Annotated in this window: 16 protein-coding genes; 9 read left to right on the forward strand and 7 right to left on the reverse strand. The window is 69.0% G+C overall.

Annotated features, from left to right (window positions below; genetic code table 11):
• The first annotated feature begins 125 nt into the window (after positions 1-125).
• The gene (locus ACFVMC_RS31310) at positions 126-758 is read left to right on the forward strand and encodes an HU family DNA-binding protein (RefSeq protein ID WP_379216299.1); all 633 of its coding nucleotides are present in this window, start codon (positions 126-128) and stop codon (positions 756-758) included.
• A gap of 159 nt (positions 759-917) precedes the next feature.
• Here ACFVMC_RS31310 and ACFVMC_RS31315 read toward each other — a convergent pair whose 3' ends face one another.
• The 3 genes from ACFVMC_RS31315 to cofC all read right to left on the reverse strand — a co-directional run bounded on the left by ACFVMC_RS31315 (position 918) and on the right by cofC (position 4,816).
• On the reverse strand, positions 918-1,889 hold the full coding sequence (locus ACFVMC_RS31315) for an NUDIX domain-containing protein (RefSeq protein ID WP_379216301.1): 972 nt from the start codon (positions 1,887-1,889) through the stop codon (positions 918-920).
• A complete protein-coding gene (locus ACFVMC_RS31320; RefSeq protein WP_379216303.1) occupies positions 1,889-4,066 on the reverse strand; it encodes an RNA degradosome polyphosphate kinase in 2,178 nt (725 codons plus the stop codon). Before ACFVMC_RS31320 ends, ACFVMC_RS31315 begins: the two co-directional genes overlap by 1 nt.
• A 72-nt stretch (positions 4,067-4,138) precedes the next feature.
• Positions 4,139-4,816, reverse strand: coding sequence for a 2-phospho-L-lactate guanylyltransferase (gene cofC / locus ACFVMC_RS31325; protein WP_379216305.1), 678 nt, complete (start codon positions 4,814-4,816; stop codon positions 4,139-4,141).
• Between the two features lie 61 nt (positions 4,817-4,877).
• Between cofC and ACFVMC_RS31330 the strand changes: the two genes are divergently transcribed.
• On the forward strand, positions 4,878-5,891 hold the full coding sequence (locus tag ACFVMC_RS31330; protein ID WP_379216307.1) for an NAD(P)H-dependent glycerol-3-phosphate dehydrogenase: 1,014 nt from the start codon (positions 4,878-4,880) through the stop codon (positions 5,889-5,891).
• A 50-nt stretch (positions 5,892-5,941) separates the two neighbouring features.
• The gene (locus ACFVMC_RS31335; RefSeq protein ID WP_379216309.1) at positions 5,942-7,054 is read left to right on the forward strand and encodes a D-alanine--D-alanine ligase family protein; all 1,113 of its coding nucleotides are present in this window, start codon (positions 5,942-5,944) and stop codon (positions 7,052-7,054) included.
• Here ACFVMC_RS31335 and ACFVMC_RS31340 read toward each other — a convergent pair.
• On the reverse strand, positions 7,051-7,788 hold the full coding sequence (locus ACFVMC_RS31340; protein WP_379216311.1) for a DUF3515 family protein: 738 nt from the start codon (positions 7,786-7,788) through the stop codon (positions 7,051-7,053). The two genes, ACFVMC_RS31335 and ACFVMC_RS31340, sit on opposite strands and share 4 nt — an antisense overlap.
• A gap of 149 nt (positions 7,789-7,937) precedes the next feature.
• Here ACFVMC_RS31340 and ACFVMC_RS31345 point away from each other — a divergent pair, with 149 nt between their 5' ends.
• From ACFVMC_RS31345 to ACFVMC_RS31360, 4 genes are all read left to right on the forward strand, one after another.
• Positions 7,938-8,906 (forward strand): thiamine-phosphate kinase, encoded by a 969-nt coding sequence (locus ACFVMC_RS31345; protein ID WP_379216313.1) that lies wholly within the window; start codon positions 7,938-7,940, stop codon positions 8,904-8,906.
• Positions 8,907-8,995: 89 nt separating this feature from the next.
• Complete coding sequence (locus ACFVMC_RS31350) at positions 8,996-9,679, forward strand: uracil-DNA glycosylase (protein ID WP_379216314.1); 684 nt, start codon at positions 8,996-8,998, stop codon at positions 9,677-9,679.
• 36 nt (positions 9,680-9,715) lie between these two features.
• Positions 9,716-9,958, forward strand: a complete 243-nt coding sequence (locus ACFVMC_RS31355) for a hypothetical protein (RefSeq protein WP_379216316.1) — start codon at positions 9,716-9,718, stop codon at positions 9,956-9,958.
• Positions 9,959-10,171: 213 nt separating this feature from the next.
• Positions 10,172-11,038 (forward strand): alpha/beta fold hydrolase, encoded by an 867-nt coding sequence (locus ACFVMC_RS31360; RefSeq protein WP_379216318.1) that lies wholly within the window; start codon positions 10,172-10,174, stop codon positions 11,036-11,038.
• Positions 11,039-11,042: 4 nt separating this feature from the next.
• Here ACFVMC_RS31360 and ACFVMC_RS31365 read toward each other — a convergent pair whose 3' ends face one another.
• From ACFVMC_RS31365 to rpmB, 3 genes are all read right to left on the reverse strand, one after another.
• Positions 11,043-11,879, reverse strand: a complete 837-nt coding sequence (locus tag ACFVMC_RS31365) for an enoyl-CoA hydratase/isomerase family protein (RefSeq protein ID WP_379216320.1) — start codon at positions 11,877-11,879, stop codon at positions 11,043-11,045.
• Positions 11,876-12,376: a GNAT family N-acetyltransferase gene (locus ACFVMC_RS31370; RefSeq protein ID WP_379216322.1), complete on the reverse strand. Its 501-nt coding sequence runs from the start codon at positions 12,374-12,376 to the stop codon at positions 11,876-11,878. The genes ACFVMC_RS31365 and ACFVMC_RS31370 overlap by 4 nt, the downstream gene beginning before the upstream one ends.
• A gap of 89 nt (positions 12,377-12,465) precedes the next feature.
• Positions 12,466-12,654: a 50S ribosomal protein L28 gene (gene rpmB, locus ACFVMC_RS31375; RefSeq protein WP_194814704.1), complete on the reverse strand. Its 189-nt coding sequence runs from the start codon at positions 12,652-12,654 to the stop codon at positions 12,466-12,468.
• A gap of 334 nt (positions 12,655-12,988) precedes the next feature.
• Here rpmB and ACFVMC_RS31380 point away from each other — a divergent pair, with 334 nt between their 5' ends.
• Both ACFVMC_RS31380 and recG read left to right on the forward strand, forming a co-directional pair.
• Positions 12,989-14,728 (forward strand): DAK2 domain-containing protein, encoded by a 1,740-nt coding sequence (locus tag ACFVMC_RS31380; protein WP_379216324.1) that lies wholly within the window; start codon positions 12,989-12,991, stop codon positions 14,726-14,728.
• Positions 14,729-14,761: 33 nt separating this feature from the next.
• Entirely contained in the window at positions 14,762-17,026 is a 2,265-nt protein-coding gene (gene recG, locus ACFVMC_RS31385) for an ATP-dependent DNA helicase RecG (RefSeq protein WP_379216326.1), read from the forward strand.

The following is a 17,026-nucleotide window of genomic DNA, read 5'->3' on the forward strand; positions in this document are numbered from 1 at the left end:
GAGGGTAGCTAGACGTGTGCTAAACCACGATGAATTTTGGCGTGGCACATAGACTCTTGCCCAATGTGGGTTTACCGTGGTACCTAGTCGGTCCGACGACGGGCCATTAGTCTGCGGAGGATTCAATGAACAAGGCGGAACTGATCGACGTTCTGACCGAAAAGTTGGGTACGGACAGGCGCACGGCTACCGCGGCAGTCGAGCATGTTGTCGACACCATCGTGCGCGCGGTGCACAAAGGCCAGAGCGTCACCATCACCGGTTTCGGTGTCTTCGAACAGCGCAAGCGTGCGGCCCGTGTGGCCCGGAACCCGCGTACCGGCGAAACCGTCAAGGTGAAGCCGACTTCGGTGCCCGCGTTCCGTCCCGGAGCCCAGTTCAAGGCTGTCATCGCGGGTAAGCAGAAGCTGGCCGCGAGCGGCCCGGCGGTCAAGCGTGGCGTGAATGCGCCTGTGGCGGCGAAGAAGGCGGCCAAGAAGACCACCGCCAAGAAGACGACCGCCAAGAAGACCGCCGGACCGGCCAAGAAGACGGCCGCGAAGAAGGCGCCCGCGAAGAAGACGGTCGCTCGCAAGACGACCGCCACCAAGACGGCGGCCAAGAAGACCACCGCCAAGAAGACCGCCAAGGCTGTCGTCAAGAAGGCTCCGGCCAAGAAGACGGTCGCCAAGAAGACGGTTGCCAAGAAGACCGCCGCGAAGAAGGCGCCCGCGAAGAAGACCGCTGCCAAGAAGGTCACCGCACGTCGCTCGCGCTGATCGCAGCGTCCGGCAATACGTTCGACATATGCGGAGTGGTTTCGACTGCGCCGCTAGGTAATTCGGTGCTGTTGCAGACGAATCACCGGATGTATCGACAAAAAGCGGCCCCGAGGTTCACTCTCGGGGCCGCTTTCGTTTTGTAAGTTTGAACTCGAATCAGCTTGGGGCGCTGGACTTCACGACGCCGGTCGACAGCGAGCGATCCATATGGTCGGCGGCCACCAGTTTGCCGCCGACGAACGAGAGCACCCAGGCGCTGCCCTTGCGATTGCGCGCCGACGGCAAGGTGATGCCGTCCCGCTCGGCCCACCAGGCCAGCAGATCGGGAATCACCTTGCCCTGACTGCACACAACGCGCACCGCGGAATCAGAAACAAGATCGACCATGCGCGCGCGGGCCGCATCGGGATCGGCCGCATATCCGGATTCCGACAGGAGTGGCTCCAGAGTTATTGGTACGCCCAGTTTCTCGGCCAGCGGCTGCACCGTCTGCACACAGCGCAGCGGATCGGCGGAGAAGACCTCGGATGCGCCGAACGCCAACAGATTCGGCACCAGCCCCTGCGCGCGCAGCTGCCCGGCACGCTCCAGCGGACGCTGGTCGTCGGGACCGTCGAAGCCCTCGCGCCGCCCGGCCTTCGCGTGCCGCACCACGATCAGCGTGCTGGTACGGGCGGGCACCCGGGTGAACGCGCGCAGGACCTGCCGGTCCATCGGATAGGACAGCTGATCCTGCACCTTGTCCAAGGTGTACCAACTGAGCTGGTCCACTTCGGAATTGGCGCTGAACGCGCCACCGGCCACCTCGGCCGCCCAGTAGTCCACCCGCTTGAGCTTGCGATGGCCGGGCACCGGGTAGGTGACATGCCCGAGATAGCGGCCAAGCCGGCAGTCCAGACCGGTCTCCTCGCCGACCTCGCGCACCGCCGCGATCACCGGGGTCTCACCGGGATCGAGCTTGCCCTTGGGCAGCGACCAGTCCATGTACTTCGGGCGGTGCACCACGGCGATCTCGACCGCACCGGCCGCCGAGCGCCGCCACAGCACCGCGCCCGCGGCGTGAATATTGGCGTGTACCCGGGGATCCCAGAACGGCGTGCCGTCGTCTTCGTATCCGGTCGAACCCATCACGGCTGGTCAGGTCTCCGCAATCGCATCAGGAACTCTTGGTGGTCACGTACGGGCACGCCATCGGCGTCGGCGCCGATGCCGTCGGGCCAGGCCTGCCAGCTGCCGTCCGACTGGAGTACCCAGCAGCGGGTCGCCGGATGCAGCGCCGAATCGAAGACCTCGCCGAGCTGTTCGGTGAGGCGCGGATCCTTCACCTGCGCCATGACTTCCACGCGCCGGTCCAGATTGCGGTGCATCATGTCGGCGCTGCCGATCCAGTACTCGTTCTGCGCCTGGAAGTGCATGATCCGCGAGTGCTCCAGGTAGCGGCCGAGAATCGAGCGCACCTCGATGTTGTCGCTCATACCGGGTACGCCCGGGCGCAGGCCGCAGATGCCGCGCACCACGATCTGCACCGGCACGCCGGCCAGCGAAGCCCGGTACAGCGCGTCGATCACCTGCTCGTCGACGATCGCATTGGCCTTCATACGGATTCGCGCGTCCCGGCCCTGGCGGGCGGCTTCGGTCTCACGTTCGATTCGCTCGATGATCCCCTGGCGCACGCCCTGCGGCGCGACGAGCAGATTCCGGTAGTTGGCCTTACGCGAGTAACCGGTCAGCGAATTGAACAGATCGGTCAGATCGGCGCCGATTTCCGGTGCGGCGGTGAGTAATCCGACGTCCTCGTAGAGCCGTGCGGTCTTCGGATTGTAATTGCCGGTGCCGATATGGCAGTAGCGGCGGATGGTCGCGCCCTCGCGCCGCACCACCAGACAGGTCTTGCAATGTGTCTTCAGGCCGATCAGACCGTAGACCACGTGCACGCCCGCCTGCTCCAGCGCGCGCGCCCACTTGATATTGGCCTGCTCGTCGAAGCGGGCCTTGATCTCGACCAGGGCCACCACCTGCTTACCGGCCTCGGCGGCGTCGATCAGCGCGTTGACGATGGGGGAGTCACCGGAGGTGCGATACAGCGTCTGCTTGATGGCCAGCACCTGCGGGTCCGCCGCGGCCTGCTCGATGAAGCGTTGCACGCTGGTGGAGAACGAATCGTAGGGGTGGTGCACCAGCACGTCGCCCTCCCGCAGAGCCGCGAACACATTGCGCGGTGTCTCCCGTTCGCCGAAGGCGGGAGGGGTGGCCGGAACGTACGGGAAATCCTTGAGATTGGGCCGATCGACGCCGTACACCTGCCACAGGCAGGACAGGTCGAGCAGGCCGGGCACCTGGATGACATCGCCGGGATCGACATCGAGTTCACGCAGCAGCAGATCGAGCATGTGCTCGGTCATATCGTCGGAAACCTCTAGTCGGACCGGCGATCCGAAGCGTCTGCGAGCCAGTTCGCGTTCCAGCGCCTGGAGCAGATCCTCGTCGCGGTCCTCGTCGACCTCGAAGTCGGCGTTGCGGGTGATCCGGAACGAATGGTGTTCCACCACTTCCATTCCGGGGAACAGCAGTTCCAGGTGCGCGGCGATCAGCGCCTCCATCGGCAGGAAAGCCGCGATCGAGGACCCGGATTCGGTGCGGCGCACCCGGACGAAGCGGTCCACGTTGTCGGGGACCTTGACGCGAGCGAAATGCTCACCGCCGGTCGCCGAGTCCTTCACCGTGACCGCGAGATTCAGGCTCAGGCCGCTGATATAGGGGAACGGATGCGCCGGATCCACCGCGAGCGGAGTGAGCACCGGGAAGACCTGCTCCTGGAAGTGCCCGGACAGCCGCCGGCGTTCGTCGCCGTCCAGATCGGACCAGTCGATGATCGCGATGCCCTCGGCGGTGAGTGCGGGCAGCACCGAATTCATGAACACCCGGGCGTGCCGGTCGGCGATCTCCTGGGCGCGGGTCGCGATCAGCTCCAGCTGCTCGCTGGGCGAGCGTCCGTCGGCCGAGCGGACCGTGAGACCGGTCTCGGCGCGGCGCTTGAGACCCGCGACCCGGACCATATAGAACTCGTCCAGATTGGAGGCGAAGATCGCCAAGAATTTCGCGCGCTCGAGCAACGGCAGCGACGCGTCCTCGGCGAGGGCGAGTACCCGGGCGTTGAAATCCAGCCAGCTGAGTTCTCGGTTCAGGTAGCGATCACGGGGCAATCGCTGCGCCTCGGGATCGGCCGCCAGCGGCGTCGCGGCCGGGGGCGGCGTCGGCAGCAACTGCTGCTTGACGATTTCCGTATCACTCACGCCAACGATCATCCCTCACTTCGCGCGTACTTCGCAGGTCGACACCCGGCAATGCAGCGCGTCTCACGTTCGGCCGGCGACCGGCTAGCACACCCGGCGAACAGCCTCGTGAACCCCGGTGGACCAGCCGATTTCGGGTAGGAGAGCACGGGTGGCCGGGCCCACGCCGAGCGTGATCGCGGCCTCGAGGTCGTCAGGGGTGTCGACATCCAGACGTAGCCCTGGCCAGTCACCGTCGAGGTCGACGGCGCCGGCCGCACGGTGCGCGCGCGCCGAACCCGGACCGAAGCGCGGATCCAGGGGCAGGGTGCCGTCGCCGACGAACAGGGCGGCGGTGCCGGTACCGGCGTGATCGACGACGACCGAACGCTTCCCGGCCGGCGCGCGGGCGAGCAGGTCGTCGAGTTCGGCGGGTAGCAGGGCGGGCAGGTCGGCTTGCAGGGCCAGCAGCTCGATCGGGCCGTGCCGGCGCCGCAACGCGGCGGCGGCATCGGCGAGCGCGCTGTTCAGATCGCCGGCCGTCCCGGGCTCGGGATGGGCGAACGCGCCGAGCGAGCGCGTCAGCGCCGCGACCGCGGCATCCGGGGTGACGACGGTGACCGAGCCGATCCCCGGTGTCGCCGCCGCGGCGGTCACGGTGTCGGCGAGCATGGCCAGCACCAGCCGCGCCCGGTGTTCGGGGCGCAGCCGGTCGGCCAGTCGGCTCTTGGCCAGATCGAGGTTCTTCACGGCGATCACGGCGTGCACGGAGTGCGGACGCATGAGCCCAATCTAACTGCGGGCAGCGGCGGCGCCATGCCACGGGGGATGGCATATTGGGCAGATGACAAGGGCGGCAGTGATGGGTGCGGGTTCGTGGGGGACCGCGTTCGCGAAGGTACTGGCAGACGCGGGCACGGAGGTGACGATCTGGGCGCGCCGCCCGGAGGTGGCCGAGGCGCTGGCCACCACGCATCGCAATCCGTCCTATCTCACCGATGTGCAGCTGCCCGCCGTGGCCGCGACCTCCGATCACGAGGCCGCGCTGGACGGCGCGCAGATCGTGGTACTGGCGGTTCCGTCTCAGACCCTGCGGGGAAATCTCGAGAAGTGGACCCCAGCGCTGGAGCGCGCGGTGGCCGGCCAGGATGCCACCCTGCTGAGCCTGGCCAAAGGCATCGAGACCGGCACCCTGCTGCGGATGAGCCAGGTGATCGAACAGGTCACCGCCTGCGACCCGCACCGGATCGCGGTGCTCTCCGGCCCGAACCTGGCCGGCGAGATCGCGGCCGGACAGCCCGCGGCCGCCGTCGTCGCCTGCGCGGACGCCGAGCGCGCGGCGGCGGTGCAGCATGCCTGCGCCACCGGATACTTCCGCCCCTACACCAACACCGACGTGATCGGCGCGGAGATCGGCGGCGCCTGCAAGAACGTCATCGCCATCGCGACCGGCATCGCCTCCGGGATGGGGCTGGGCTACAACACCCGGGCCAGCCTGATCACCCGTGGGCTGGCCGAGGTGATGCGACTCGGGGTGGCGGTCGGCGCGGACCCGGTGACCCTGGCCGGACTGGCCGGCGTCGGCGATCTGGTCGCCACCTGCACCTCCGCCGATTCGCGCAACTACTCCTTCGGATACGTGCTCGGCCAGGGCAGAACCATGCAGGCCGCGCAGGAGGCGACCCATGGCCAGGTCGCCGAGGGTGTGAAGTCCTGCACATCGGTGCGGGCACTGGCCGAGGTGCACCAGGTGGAGATGCCGCTGACGAACGCCGTGCACCAGGTGTGCCACGAGGGCGTGTCGGTAGCCGAGGCGGTCGGATATCTGCTGGGTCGTCAGATCAAACCGGAGCGTTAGCGTCCGGCCGTGCGGAGTAGCGGCACCGCGGAACGGGTACGGTTCCAGCCATGACGAACCGGATCAGGGTGGCCGTGGTGTTCGGCGGGCGCAGCAACGAGCACGCCGTGTCGTGTCGGTCTGCCGGAAGTGTGCTGCGCAACCTGGATCCGGAGAAGTACGAGCCGGTGCCGATCGGCATCACGCGCGAAGGCGGTTGGGTGCTCGGCGGTTCCGAGGTCGCCGCCATGGGGCTGCCGGACGCGAACGGCCGGACCGAACTGCCGTCGGTGGACACCACCGGAACCGCGCTCACACTCACCACCGATCCCAATCGCGCCGGTCAGCTCGTCGCCCTCGACGACGCGCCGGTCGCCGAACTCGGTGCGGTGGACGTGGTTTTCCCGATCCTGCACGGTCCCTTCGGTGAGGACGGCACCCTTCAGGGCCTGCTCGAACTCGCGGGCGTGCCGTACGTGGGGCCGGGCGTGCTGGCCAGCGCGGCGGGCATGGACAAGGAATTCACCAAGAAGCTGTTCGCCGCCGAAGGTTTGCCGATCGGTGTGCAGGTGGTGCTGCGGCCCGGCACCAAAACACTCACCGACGCCGACATGGATCGGCTCGGGCTGCCGGTGTTCGTCAAGCCCGCGCGGGCCGGGTCCTCCATCGGCATCACCAAGGTGACCGACTGGGCAGATCTGGAAGCCGCCATCGTCCTTGCGCGCCAGCACGATCCGAAGGTGATCATCGAGGCGGGCATCGTCGGGCGCGAGGTCGAGTGCGCGGTGCTGGAATTCCCGGACGGGCGGATCGAGGCCAGCGTCGTCGCCGAGATCCTGATGCCCGAGGCCGACGCCGCGGCGCCGGAGTTCTACGACTTCGACACCAAATACATCGACGACGTCTGCGAATTCGACGTGCCGGCCAAACTGGACGACGAGATGTCGGACCGGATCCGCGAACTCGCGGTGCGTGCCTTCCGGGCGCTGGACTGCCAGGGGCTGGCGCGCGTCGACTTCTTCGTGACCGCGGACGGGCCGGTGCTCAACGAGATCAACACCATGCCCGGCTTCACCTCGATCTCGCTCTACCCGCGCATGTGGGAGGCGACCGGAATCGACTACACCACCCTGATCTCCACGCTCATCGACACCGCGATCGCCCGCGGCACCGGCCTGCGCTAGTTCGGCAGCGGGCCCGGGTCGATCGGCTGCTCGGGCATCGTTTGCTTCAACGTGTCCGACACAGCTTGCAGCGGGGTGGGCCCCAGACCGTCCGGAACCGTCAGCGCCACATAGGTTTCCCGGTCGACGGCGAACCAGGTGCTGGTCTCGGCGACCTGATCGCGGACCTCGAACCACTGCACGCCGTTGACGAGTTGAATCTTCGAGGCCCGGTGGAAGTCCAGCGGGCGCTCCAGGCCGCAGCGCAGCACGATCGGATCCCCGCCCTCGGCCGGCTGCCAGGCACGGGTGCCCGGAGGCTGCGGGTCGCGAAGCTGCGAGTGGGTGTAGGCGCCGCGCTCGGAGGACAACTCGCTCGGCAACGCGGGCAGCAGCGCGGTGCAGGCCGGCCCCTCGGCGGCGGGCGCGTACACCGGGCCCAGCGTCAGCGGTTCCCGCTCCACCGGCGCGCGATTGGCCAGCACCGCCGCCACCAGCACACCGACGACCAGCATGATCGGCAGCGCGACGGCGGTCGCGACCAGGGCGGGCGGGTAGGTGTGTGACCGGCCGGGCACGGGTGCTGCGCTCGTCTCGGTCTCGTCGGCAGCGACGGCTTTCTCGGGCGTCGCGGTCGCCTCCGTTGTCTCGGCCGTGGCGCCGGACTGTGCTGGTTCGGCCGAGAGACGAGCCGTTCCCCGCGCATTCGCCTGGCCGGTGTCGGCTCCTTCGTGCTCCGGCTCCTGCGCCGCCATGTGTGCCGGTCCTTCCCTGCTCGGTAGTCTCGAATCCCCTGGACAATGTACCGTCGTCCGGATTTCAGCCAGTACGACGCCGGAAGGGGCGGGTTATCAGCGACAGCGGTAATGAGCAGAGCGCCGAGCCGACCGGACCGGTGGGGCAGGTGCGGTCGCTGACGGTGCGGGAACTCGGCGAGTTCGCGCTGATCGAACGGATCAACGCGGGCCGTGCGCAGGCACCGGCCGTATTGCTCGGCCCGGGCGACGATGCCGCCCTGATCGCCGCGCCGGACGGCCGGTTCGCGGTCAGCACCGACATGCTGATCGAAGGACGGCACTTCCGGCCGGACTGGTCCAGCCCGCACGACATCGGCCGCAAGGCGATCGCGCAGAACGCCGCCGATGTGGTCGCGATGGGCGCGGTCCCGACCGCGTTCGTGGTGGCGCTGGGCTGCCCCGCCGAAACCCCGGTCCAGGTCATCGACGGAATAACCGAGGGCATGTGGACCGAAGCCGGGCGCGCGGGTGGTTCCATCGCGGGCGGTGACCTGGTACGCAGTCCGCGCCTGGTGATCTCGGTGACCGCCTTCGGTGATCTGCGGGGGCAGGCGCCGATCACCAGATCCGGGGCACACCCGGGTGACGTGATCGCGGTGGCCGGGCGGCTCGGCTGGTCCGGCGCCGGTCTGGCGGTGCTCGCGGCCGGTGCGGATATCTCGGTCGCGCCGGAAATCGTTGCCGCGCACCGCGCGCCACGCCCGCCCTACAGCGCGGTGCTCGACGAGCCATCGCGCCCGAACGCGCTGACCGACATCTCGGACGGTCTGCTGGCAGATCTCGGGCATATCGCAGACGCGTCCGAGGTCGCCATCGACCTGGATTCGGCGGCGCTGTGGGACCCGGCACTGGAGGCCCTGGCCGAACGCCTCGCCGTCGAGGCGGCACTGGATGTCGATGCGGCGCAATGGGTACTCTCCGGCGGCGAGGACCACGCCTTCGTCGCCGCCTGGCCCGCCACGGCCGAACTCCCCCTCGGCTGGCGCCGCATCGGCCGCGTCCTCCCCGGCCACGGCGTCACCCTCGACGGCCTGCCGCACCCCGGCAACCCCGGCTGGGAGTCCTTCCAGCCATAGGGCCTCGAACCCGCCGGAACTGTTGGTGCGGAGGGGGATAGGGGTGTGGGTTGGACTTGGGTCGGTCCCGCCGATTAGGTTGTGCGGTCATGGGCGCGAAACCATTGGCGGAAGTTATGAATCCGGGCTGGGCGCAGGCACTGGAGCCCGTCGCGGAGCAGATCCGGGCCATGGGGGAATTTCTCCGGACCGAGAATGCCGACGGGCACGGGTACTTACCCGCGGGGGAGAATGTGCTGCGCGCGTTCCAGCGGCCGTTCGCCGACGTGCGCGTGCTGATCGTCGGCCAGGACCCCTACCCGACGCCCGGCCATGCCATGGGGCTGAGTTTCTCTGTGGCGCCGGATGTTTCGCCGATTCCGCGCAGCCTGTCCAATATCTTCGCCGAACTGGCCAAGGATCTCGGCCATCCCGCGCCGTCGTGCGGTGATCTGACGCCGTGGTCGGATCAGGGGGTGCTGCTGCTGAACCGGGTGCTGACCGTGCGGCCGGGCGCGCCCGCCTCGCATCGGGGCAAGGGCTGGGAGGCGGTCACCGAGCAGGCCATCCGCGCGCTCGTGGCGCGCGACGAACCGCTGGTGGCTATTCTCTGGGGCCGAGACGCATCGACTTTGAAGCCGACCCTGACCGCGGCGGAGGTTCCGTACATCGAATCCGCGCATCCCTCGCCGCTGTCGGCGTCGCGTGGATTCTTCGGATCCCGCCCGTTCTCGCGCGCGAACGAACTGCTCGACGAACTGGGCGCCGAACCGGTCGACTGGCGCCTGCCCTGAGTGTGCACCACCCGATAACCCGATAGAGGAGCTTTGATGCAGACCCGTACCACCCTCCGAGGCGCCACCGCCGCCTTCGCCCTGTGCGCCGCCATCGCCGGTGGCACCGCCGCCGCGAGCGCGGAGCCGCTGCGGCTCGAGCCCGCCGCACCGGAAACCACGGAGCCCGTGTCCGAGCAGATGACCTCCACCGGTTCGTCCACCATCTCTGCTTCGGTGAACGCCAAGGTCGCCTGCGTCTTCCAGAGCACCCTGAGTGCCCAGAAACTGGACTGTTGATATTGGCGGCGCCCGCGGCGCCGCGTGTTTGCGGCCCCTTGTGTCTCGCATCCGAGCAGCCGAGACTCGCGCCTGCGGCGCATGCGCTTCGGCTGCTCGGATGCGAGACGGCCGCAAACGGTCGGTCGTAAGACTCCCTCCGGATGACGCTGAGTTCGGCGCGGGCGGAGACGCCTATTCTTCAACCGCGTGTACGTGTGCGATGCTCGGATCGTGAGTAATGCGAACAATCTGGTCGAGCCGGTGCAGCTGAGGCTGATCGGTTCGGGTGGGCTGGAGCTGGCCGGGGACCGGTTCGGTCCGGCCGAGGGCCCGCTCGTGGTCTTCCTGCACGGTGGCGGGCAGACCCGGCACTCCTGGAAGCAGACCGGCGCCAAGCTGGGCGCGGCCGGAATGCGCGTGGTCACGCTCGACGCGCGCGGGCACGGCGACAGTCAGTGGGCGCCCGACGCCGACTACCGCCGCGCGACCATGGTCGAGGACCTGATGGGCGCGCTGACACAGCTCGGCGCGACACCCGAGCACGGCGCGGTCGTGATCGGCGCGAGCATGGGCGGGATTACCGCGTTGCTCGCCACCGCGGTACCGGGTGCGCCGATCCGGGCGCTGGTGCTGGTCGACATCGTCACCCGGCCGGAGCAGGAAGGTGTTTCCCGGGTGATCGATTTCCTCGGCAGGCATCGCGACGGCTTCGACTCACTGGATCAGGCCGCCGACGCGGTCGCAGCGTATCTCCCGCATCGTCCGCGGCCGAAGAATACCGACGGTCTGATGCGGAATCTGCGGGAACGCGACGGCCGGTTCTACTGGCACTGGGATCCCGATATGCTGCGTGACCGCGTCGAGGACCCGACCGCGATGATCGGGGACATGGAGACCGCCGCGAAACAACTCACCATGCCGGTGATGCTGGTGCGCGGCCTGCGCTCCGATGTGGTCAGTGCCGAAGGCGCGGCCCAGTTCCAGGAGCTTGTTCCGCATGTGCGCATCGCCGAGATCGGTGGCGCCGCCCATACGGCGGCGGGCGACGACAACGATGCCTTCACCGATGCCGTCGCCCAGTTCGTCCTGGAGACTTAGGGTTTCAGTTCGCCTTCGTGTAGTCGGGCTTGCGCTTCTCGGCGAACGCGTCGACGCCCTCGCGGCCGGCCGGGGTGCTCGCGGACGCGGCGATGGCGTCGCGTTCGGCGTCCAGCTGATCGCTGAGTGTGGCCGAGTCCGACTGTGCCAGTAGACGTTTCATCGTCGCGTAGGTGGAGCGCGGGCCGGTGGCCAGCGTCCGGGCCAGCGCGCCCGCCTCGGCGCGGACCGCGTCATCGGCGACCAGGCGGCTGAGCAGCCCCAGTCGCACCGCTTCCTCGGCGTCGAGAACCGCGTCGGTGAGCAGGATTTCGCGCGCCCGGCCCAGGCCGACCAGGCGCGGCAGCGTCCAGGACATGCCGCCGTCGGGGCTGAGGCCGATGCCGGGGTAGGCGGGGCGCAGCTTGGTCGAGGGACCACCGAGCGCGATATCGGCCGCGCACACCAGGCTCATGCCCGCACCGGCCGCCCAGCCCTGCACCGCGGCGATCACCGGCACCGGCACGGCGTCGAGCGCGCGCACGAAGTCGTGCAGAGTCGTTGCGAGAGCGTGGATATGGGCGGAGCGGTCGTCCGCCGCGGCGAATCCACGCACATTGCCGCCCGCGCAGAAGTTCGCGCCGCTGCCGGTGAGCAACACCGCGCCCACCTCGGCGGGCAGCGCCCGCAGGGCGGCGGTCCCGGCGGTGATGCCCTCGAAATCCATGGAGGTGCCCGCGGCGGCGGTGGCGATGGTGATCTGTAGGACGCCGTCGGCGACCGACACGTACTCGGCTCGCTCCGAACGCCCATCCGTCGCCCGACCGCCACCTCGCACGGAATCGCTTTGCGATGCTGTCATTCCTGCACCCTAGCCGGACGCACCATGCGTACCTGGAGGGCGGGCGTGAACTCCTCGAGCTTGGTGCCGCCGTCGAGTGCGAACCCGTGCTTGCGGTAGAAGGACCGGGCGCGCGGATTGCCTTCGAACACCCACAGCGAACTGGAACGGGCCGGGTCGACGGCGGTCCACAGCAGCTCGGCGGCGAGCCCGCTGCCATACCAGGGCGAGCGCACGTAGAGGGCCTGCAACTCGATCTCGGCGACCGCGGATTCGGCCTTGTTCTCCGTCGCCCCCGCGAACCCGACGACCACATCGTCGGAGACCGCCACATGGATGCTGCCCGGGTGCCGCTCGAGGTTACGGGCCCACCGCCGGGTCGCCGGTTCGATCTCGAAGGCGTCGAGCAACTGGTCGGGCACCAGGCCCCGGTAGGCCTCCCGCCAGCAGGCGATATGGCATTCGGCCAGGCCGCGGGTGTATTCGGGCGTGAGTGGTCGGATCCCCCAGTGCGTCATGGTCGAAGTATCGCGCCGGTCGGCTCAGGACAGCAAAAAGGCGAGTGCTACGCGAGCACTCGCCTCTTCGTTCGATCTCGGGGATACGCTCAGCGCGTAACCTTGCCCGCCTTCAGGCAGGAGGTGCACACGTTCATGCGCTTGGTGTTGCCGGGGGCAACCTGGGCGCGCACGGTCTGGATGTTCGGGTTCCAGCGACGGTTGGTACGCCGGTGCGAGTGCGAGACCGACTTCCCGAAGCCGGGGCCCTTGGCGCAGACGTCGCAGACGGCAGCCATAGTCGCGAACTCCTTCATGTCTAAGTGGGGACGCTACGAGGTGTCGCAGCATGTCCGGAAACAATGTCTTATGCCTGGTCGGCTGACGCCGACCAGCGCGAACCGGCCAGGGCCGCGCGAGGCAACCCTGCAAGGGTAGCTGGCACGGCCCGGTTCCACCAAACCGATGGTCCGGGGAGGTGGGCCGAAGCGGCCGATATGCGGGCTCCACTCTAACCGGTCGGAGATGCCCGGCTGTCACCGGTGCTGTCGGTAGCGCCCGCTAACCTGGCGGGAGGCCCCTGACCGGGTGGTCCAGGGGTGTGGCCCTGCGGCACAGAGGGCGCGGAGGCGAATGGAACGTGAGCGGGAAACAGGAGGTGCGGTGCCCGGCGTGCGGGATGTGATCGACGGCGCAGTTCTGCTGCGCTGGGCCCGGATCTGCGTCGACGGTCTGGAGTCGCGGCGCGGCGAGATCAACGCACTCAATGTCTTCCCGATCGCCGATGCCGATACCGGCACCAATCTGCTCGCCACCATGCGTGCCGCGCTGCAGGCCGCCGACACCGCCGCCGCCGGAACCGAGGAGCCCGCCGCCGCGACGGTCGCGGCGGCGCTGGCCCGGGGCGCGACCGCGGGCGCGCGCGGTAATTCGGGCATCATCCTCACGCAGGTGCTGCGCGGGATCGCCGAAGCGGTGCGTGCGGCGCCGCTCACCGCCGAGACGCTGCGGGCCGGGCTGCGGCGCGGGGCGGTGCTGGTGCGTGAATCGCTGAGTGTGCCGGTCGAGGGCACCATGCTCACGGTCCTGGATTGCGCGGCCGCGCGGGCGGCGGAATGCCCGGAGACCGGTCTCGCCGGTGTGGCGGTGGCCGCTGCGGACGGTGCCGCCAAGGCGCTAGAGGACACGACCGGTCAGCTCGGGGTGCTGCGCGATGCCGGAGTGGTCGACGCCGGGGCGCGCGGATTGCTGGTCCTGCTGGACGGTTTCGTCGCGGTGGCCACCGGCGAGACCCCGGCTCGGCCCGCGTATCCCTCCGGCGAGCAGAGCACCGCGTCGCGCGGAACCGAATGGACGGGCACCGCGCCGCGTGGAACCGACCGGGTGGGCACCGGGCCGCGTGGGATCGACCGGGCGGACACCGATTACGAGCCGGTCGGCGGCGGCGACCCGCACTTCGAAGTCATGTTCCTGCTCGCCGACACCGACGAAGCCCGCGCCACCCGGCTCCGGGACCGCCTGGCCGAACTCGGCGATTCGGTGGTCGTGGTGGGCGACGGTGCGGGCGTCTGGTCCGCGCACGTGCACTGTGGCGACGCGGGCGCGGCGGTCGAGGCGGGTCTGGCCGCGGGCACGCTCAGCGCGATCCGCATCGAGAGTTTCGCCGTCACCGCGCCGGTGCACGGGCCGGGCTGCCGGGTAGCGGTGTCCGATGGCCCAGCCGATCGCGGCATGCTCGCGGTCGCCGCCGGCGTGGGCGCCGCCGCGTTGTTCGAAGCGGCGGGCGCGGTCGTCCTGGACGCGGAACCGGTGACCGCGCATTCGTTGCTCGACGCGATTCGGCGGATGCCGAACCGCGAGGTCATGGTGCTGCCGAACGGGGCGCTACCCGCCCACGAGCTGGTGGCGGTCGGTGTCGCCGCCCGTGACGCGCACCGTGACGTGCTGTTGCTGCCCAGCGGTTCGGTGGTGCAGGGGCTGGCGGCCGCCGCCGTGCACGATCGCGGCCGGATCGCCGTCGACGATGCCTTCGCCATGTCCGAGGCCGCCGCCGCGACTCGCTGGGGTTCGCTGCGGGTGGCCCGGGAGCGGGCGCTCACCATGGTCGGCACCTGCGCCGCGGGCGACGGGCTCGGTCTGGTCGGCCACGATGTCGTGGTCATCGACCATGATGTTCACGCGGCCGGTCGTACCCTGCTGGACCGGATGCTCGGGCTCGGCGGGGAACTCGTCACGCTGCTGCTCGGTGCCGACGCGCCCGACCGGCTGGCGCGGGAACTGGCCGAGCACATCGGGCGGGATTTCCCCGGTGTCGAGGTGAGCGTGTATTCCGGTGGGCAGCACGATGATCTGGTGCAGATCGGCGTGGAATGACCTTGGTGACACAGGCACAGACAGGATTACGGCATGGCGACACTCGGTGACCGGCTGGACCACGTGCTCGGTGTGAAAGCGGCCGAGAAGCTGGGTGAGGCCTTCGACATGACCACGGTCGAGGATCTGCTGCGGCACTATCCGCTGCGTTACGCCACCCAGGGCCAGCCGCTCACCGAGAACGAGCCCGAGGACGGCGCGCACATCACCGTGGTCGGGCGGATCGCCAAGACCGAGCTCAAGCCGATGCGCAATCGGCGCGGTTCGCTGCTGAAGGTGCAGCTGGACACCGGGGCGGGCAAACCGGTCGAGGTCACGTTCTTCAATGGCGACAAGGTGAAATACGTTGTCAAGGAAGGGCTTCGGGCGATGATGTCGGGAACCGTCAGCTACTGGCGACCCGGCAGCTGGAACCTCAGCCACCCCGGCTATCTGATCCTGCCGGAGACCGAGGACGAGACCGTCGGCTCGTTCACCCGGGTGCGCGGCGGCGGCGATCTGCGCGGCCTGGCCGAGAGCGCCAAAGGCGCTGGGGGAGTTGATGTCTCGTTCATGGAGCGGGAGTTCATCCCGGTCTACCCGGCGACGGCGAAGGTGCAGAGCTGGGATCTGCTGGCCTGTGTGCGGCAGGTGCTCGAACAGCTCGACCCGATCGATGATCCACTGCCGGAAGCGGTTCGGGCGGAACGCGCGCTGCTGGCGGTCTCCGACGCGCTGCGGCTGATCCACCTGCCCGAGCGCAAGACCGATATCGATCAGGCCCGGGAGCGGCTGCGGTTCGACGAGGCGCTGGCCCTGCAACTGGTGCTGGCCGAGCGCAGGCACGAGGTGTCGGGCCGCACTGCGCGGCCCTGTCCGCCGCGCACCGACGGCATCGCCGCCGCCTTCGAGAAGAAGTTGCCCTTCGAGCTGACTTCTGGTCAGCAGCAGGTGATTTCGGAGATATCCGCGGATCTGTCGCGGACCCAGCCGATGCATCGACTGCTCCAGGGAGAGGTGGGCTCGGGCAAGACCATCGTGGCGCTGCACGCGATGCTGCAGGTGGTCGACGCCGGTCAGCAGTGCGCGCTGCTGGCTCCAACGGAAGTGCTTGCCGCACAGCATTATCGGTCGTTGCGCGGCATGCTCGGCGAACTCGGCACGGCGGGTGAGCTCGGGGCGGCCGAGGATTCGACCAAGGTCGTGCTGGTCACCGGCTCGATGACGGCGTCGGCCAAGAAGGCCGCGCTGCTGGCGGCGGTGACCGGCGAGGCGGGCATCGTGATCGGCACGCACGCGCTGATCCAGGACGCGGTGGAGTTCTTCGATCTCGGCATGGTGATCGTCGACGAACAGCACCGGTTCGGCGTCGAGCAGCGAGATGCGTTGCGGGCCAAGGCGAAAGCGGGGGTCAGCCCGCATCTGCTGGTGATGACCGCGACCCCGATTCCGCGCACCATCGCCATGACGACTCTGGGCGATCTGGAGACTTCCACGCTCACCGAACTGCCCCGCGGGCGCTCGCCGATCACCTCCAAAGTCGTTCCGCGCAAACAGCATCCGGGATGGGTGGAGCGCGCCTGGGAGCGCATCGTGGAGGAGGTCGAGGCGGGCCGCCAGGCGTACGTGGTGTGTTCGCGGATCGGCGACGACGAGGAGAACGGCCCGAAGGGCAAGGGCCGCAAGGCCGAGCAGAAGGAGGCGCCGACCACGGCGGCCGCGCTCGATGTCTTCGACACGCTGCGCACCGGCGCGCTGGCCGGTGTCCGGGTCGGGTTGCTGCACGGTCGGCTGCCGTCGGACGAAAAAGACCAGGTGATGCGGGATTTCAATGCCGGTGAGATCGACGTGCTGGTCTGTACCACCGTGGTCGAGGTCGGCGTCGATGTGCCGAACGCCACCGTCATGGTGATCGTCGACGCCGACCGGTTCGGCGTCAGCCAGCTGCACCAGCTGCGCGGGCGGATCGGCCGCGGTAAGCACGCCGGACTGTGCCTGCTGATCACCGATGCGGCCCCGGGTGGTTCGGCCATGCTGCGCCTGGATGCCGTCGCGGGCACCACCGACGGCTTCGAGTTGTCCGTGCTCGATCTGCGTCAGCGCCGCGAGGGAGATGTGCTCGGTTCCGCGCAATCGGGTACCGCCCGTTCCCTGCGACTGCTGTCGCTGCTCGACGATCTCGAAGTCATCACCGCCGCACAGGATTTGGCGCGTGAACTGGTGGAGGCCGATCCGGGCCTGCGGCAGCACCCGGGGTTGGCGGGCATGATGCACGCCGCGGTGGATTCCGAGCGGCTGGAGTATCTGGCGAAGTCCTGA

It is taken from the genome of Nocardia sp. NPDC127579 (assembly GCF_042672005.1).
Taxonomy (GTDB): Bacteria; Actinomycetota; Actinomycetes; order Mycobacteriales; family Mycobacteriaceae; genus Nocardia.

What these genes read in the sequence shown, in the direction of transcription:
- ACFVMC_RS31310 (WP_379216299.1), top strand. Translation starts at nt 126, where the DNA reads ATGAACAAGGCGGAACTGATCGACGTTCTGACCGAAAAGTTGGGTACG.
- ACFVMC_RS31315 (WP_379216301.1), bottom strand. Translation starts at nt 1,889, where the DNA reads ATGGGTTCGACCGGATACGAAGACGACGGCACGCCGTTCTGGGATCCC.
- ACFVMC_RS31320 (WP_379216303.1), bottom strand. Translation starts at nt 4,066, where the DNA reads ATGATCGTTGGCGTGAGTGATACGGAAATCGTCAAGCAGCAGTTGCTG.
- cofC (WP_379216305.1), bottom strand. Translation starts at nt 4,816, where the DNA reads ATGCGTCCGCACTCCGTGCACGCCGTGATCGCCGTGAAGAACCTCGAT.
- ACFVMC_RS31330 (WP_379216307.1), top strand. Translation starts at nt 4,878, where the DNA reads ATGACAAGGGCGGCAGTGATGGGTGCGGGTTCGTGGGGGACCGCGTTC.
- ACFVMC_RS31335 (WP_379216309.1), top strand. Translation starts at nt 5,942, where the DNA reads ATGACGAACCGGATCAGGGTGGCCGTGGTGTTCGGCGGGCGCAGCAAC.
- ACFVMC_RS31340 (WP_379216311.1), bottom strand. Translation starts at nt 7,788, where the DNA reads ATGGCGGCGCAGGAGCCGGAGCACGAAGGAGCCGACACCGGCCAGGCG.
- ACFVMC_RS31350 (WP_379216314.1), top strand. Translation starts at nt 8,996, where the DNA reads ATGGGCGCGAAACCATTGGCGGAAGTTATGAATCCGGGCTGGGCGCAG.
- ACFVMC_RS31355 (WP_379216316.1), top strand. Translation starts at nt 9,716, where the DNA reads ATGCAGACCCGTACCACCCTCCGAGGCGCCACCGCCGCCTTCGCCCTG.
- ACFVMC_RS31365 (WP_379216320.1), bottom strand. Translation starts at nt 11,879, where the DNA reads ATGACAGCATCGCAAAGCGATTCCGTGCGAGGTGGCGGTCGGGCGACG.
- ACFVMC_RS31370 (WP_379216322.1), bottom strand. Translation starts at nt 12,376, where the DNA reads ATGACGCACTGGGGGATCCGACCACTCACGCCCGAATACACCCGCGGC.
- rpmB (WP_194814704.1), bottom strand. Translation starts at nt 12,654, where the DNA reads ATGGCTGCCGTCTGCGACGTCTGCGCCAAGGGCCCCGGCTTCGGGAAG.
- ACFVMC_RS31380 (WP_379216324.1), top strand. Translation starts at nt 12,989, where the DNA reads ATGGAACGTGAGCGGGAAACAGGAGGTGCGGTGCCCGGCGTGCGGGAT.
- recG (WP_379216326.1), top strand. Translation starts at nt 14,762, where the DNA reads ATGGCGACACTCGGTGACCGGCTGGACCACGTGCTCGGTGTGAAAGCG.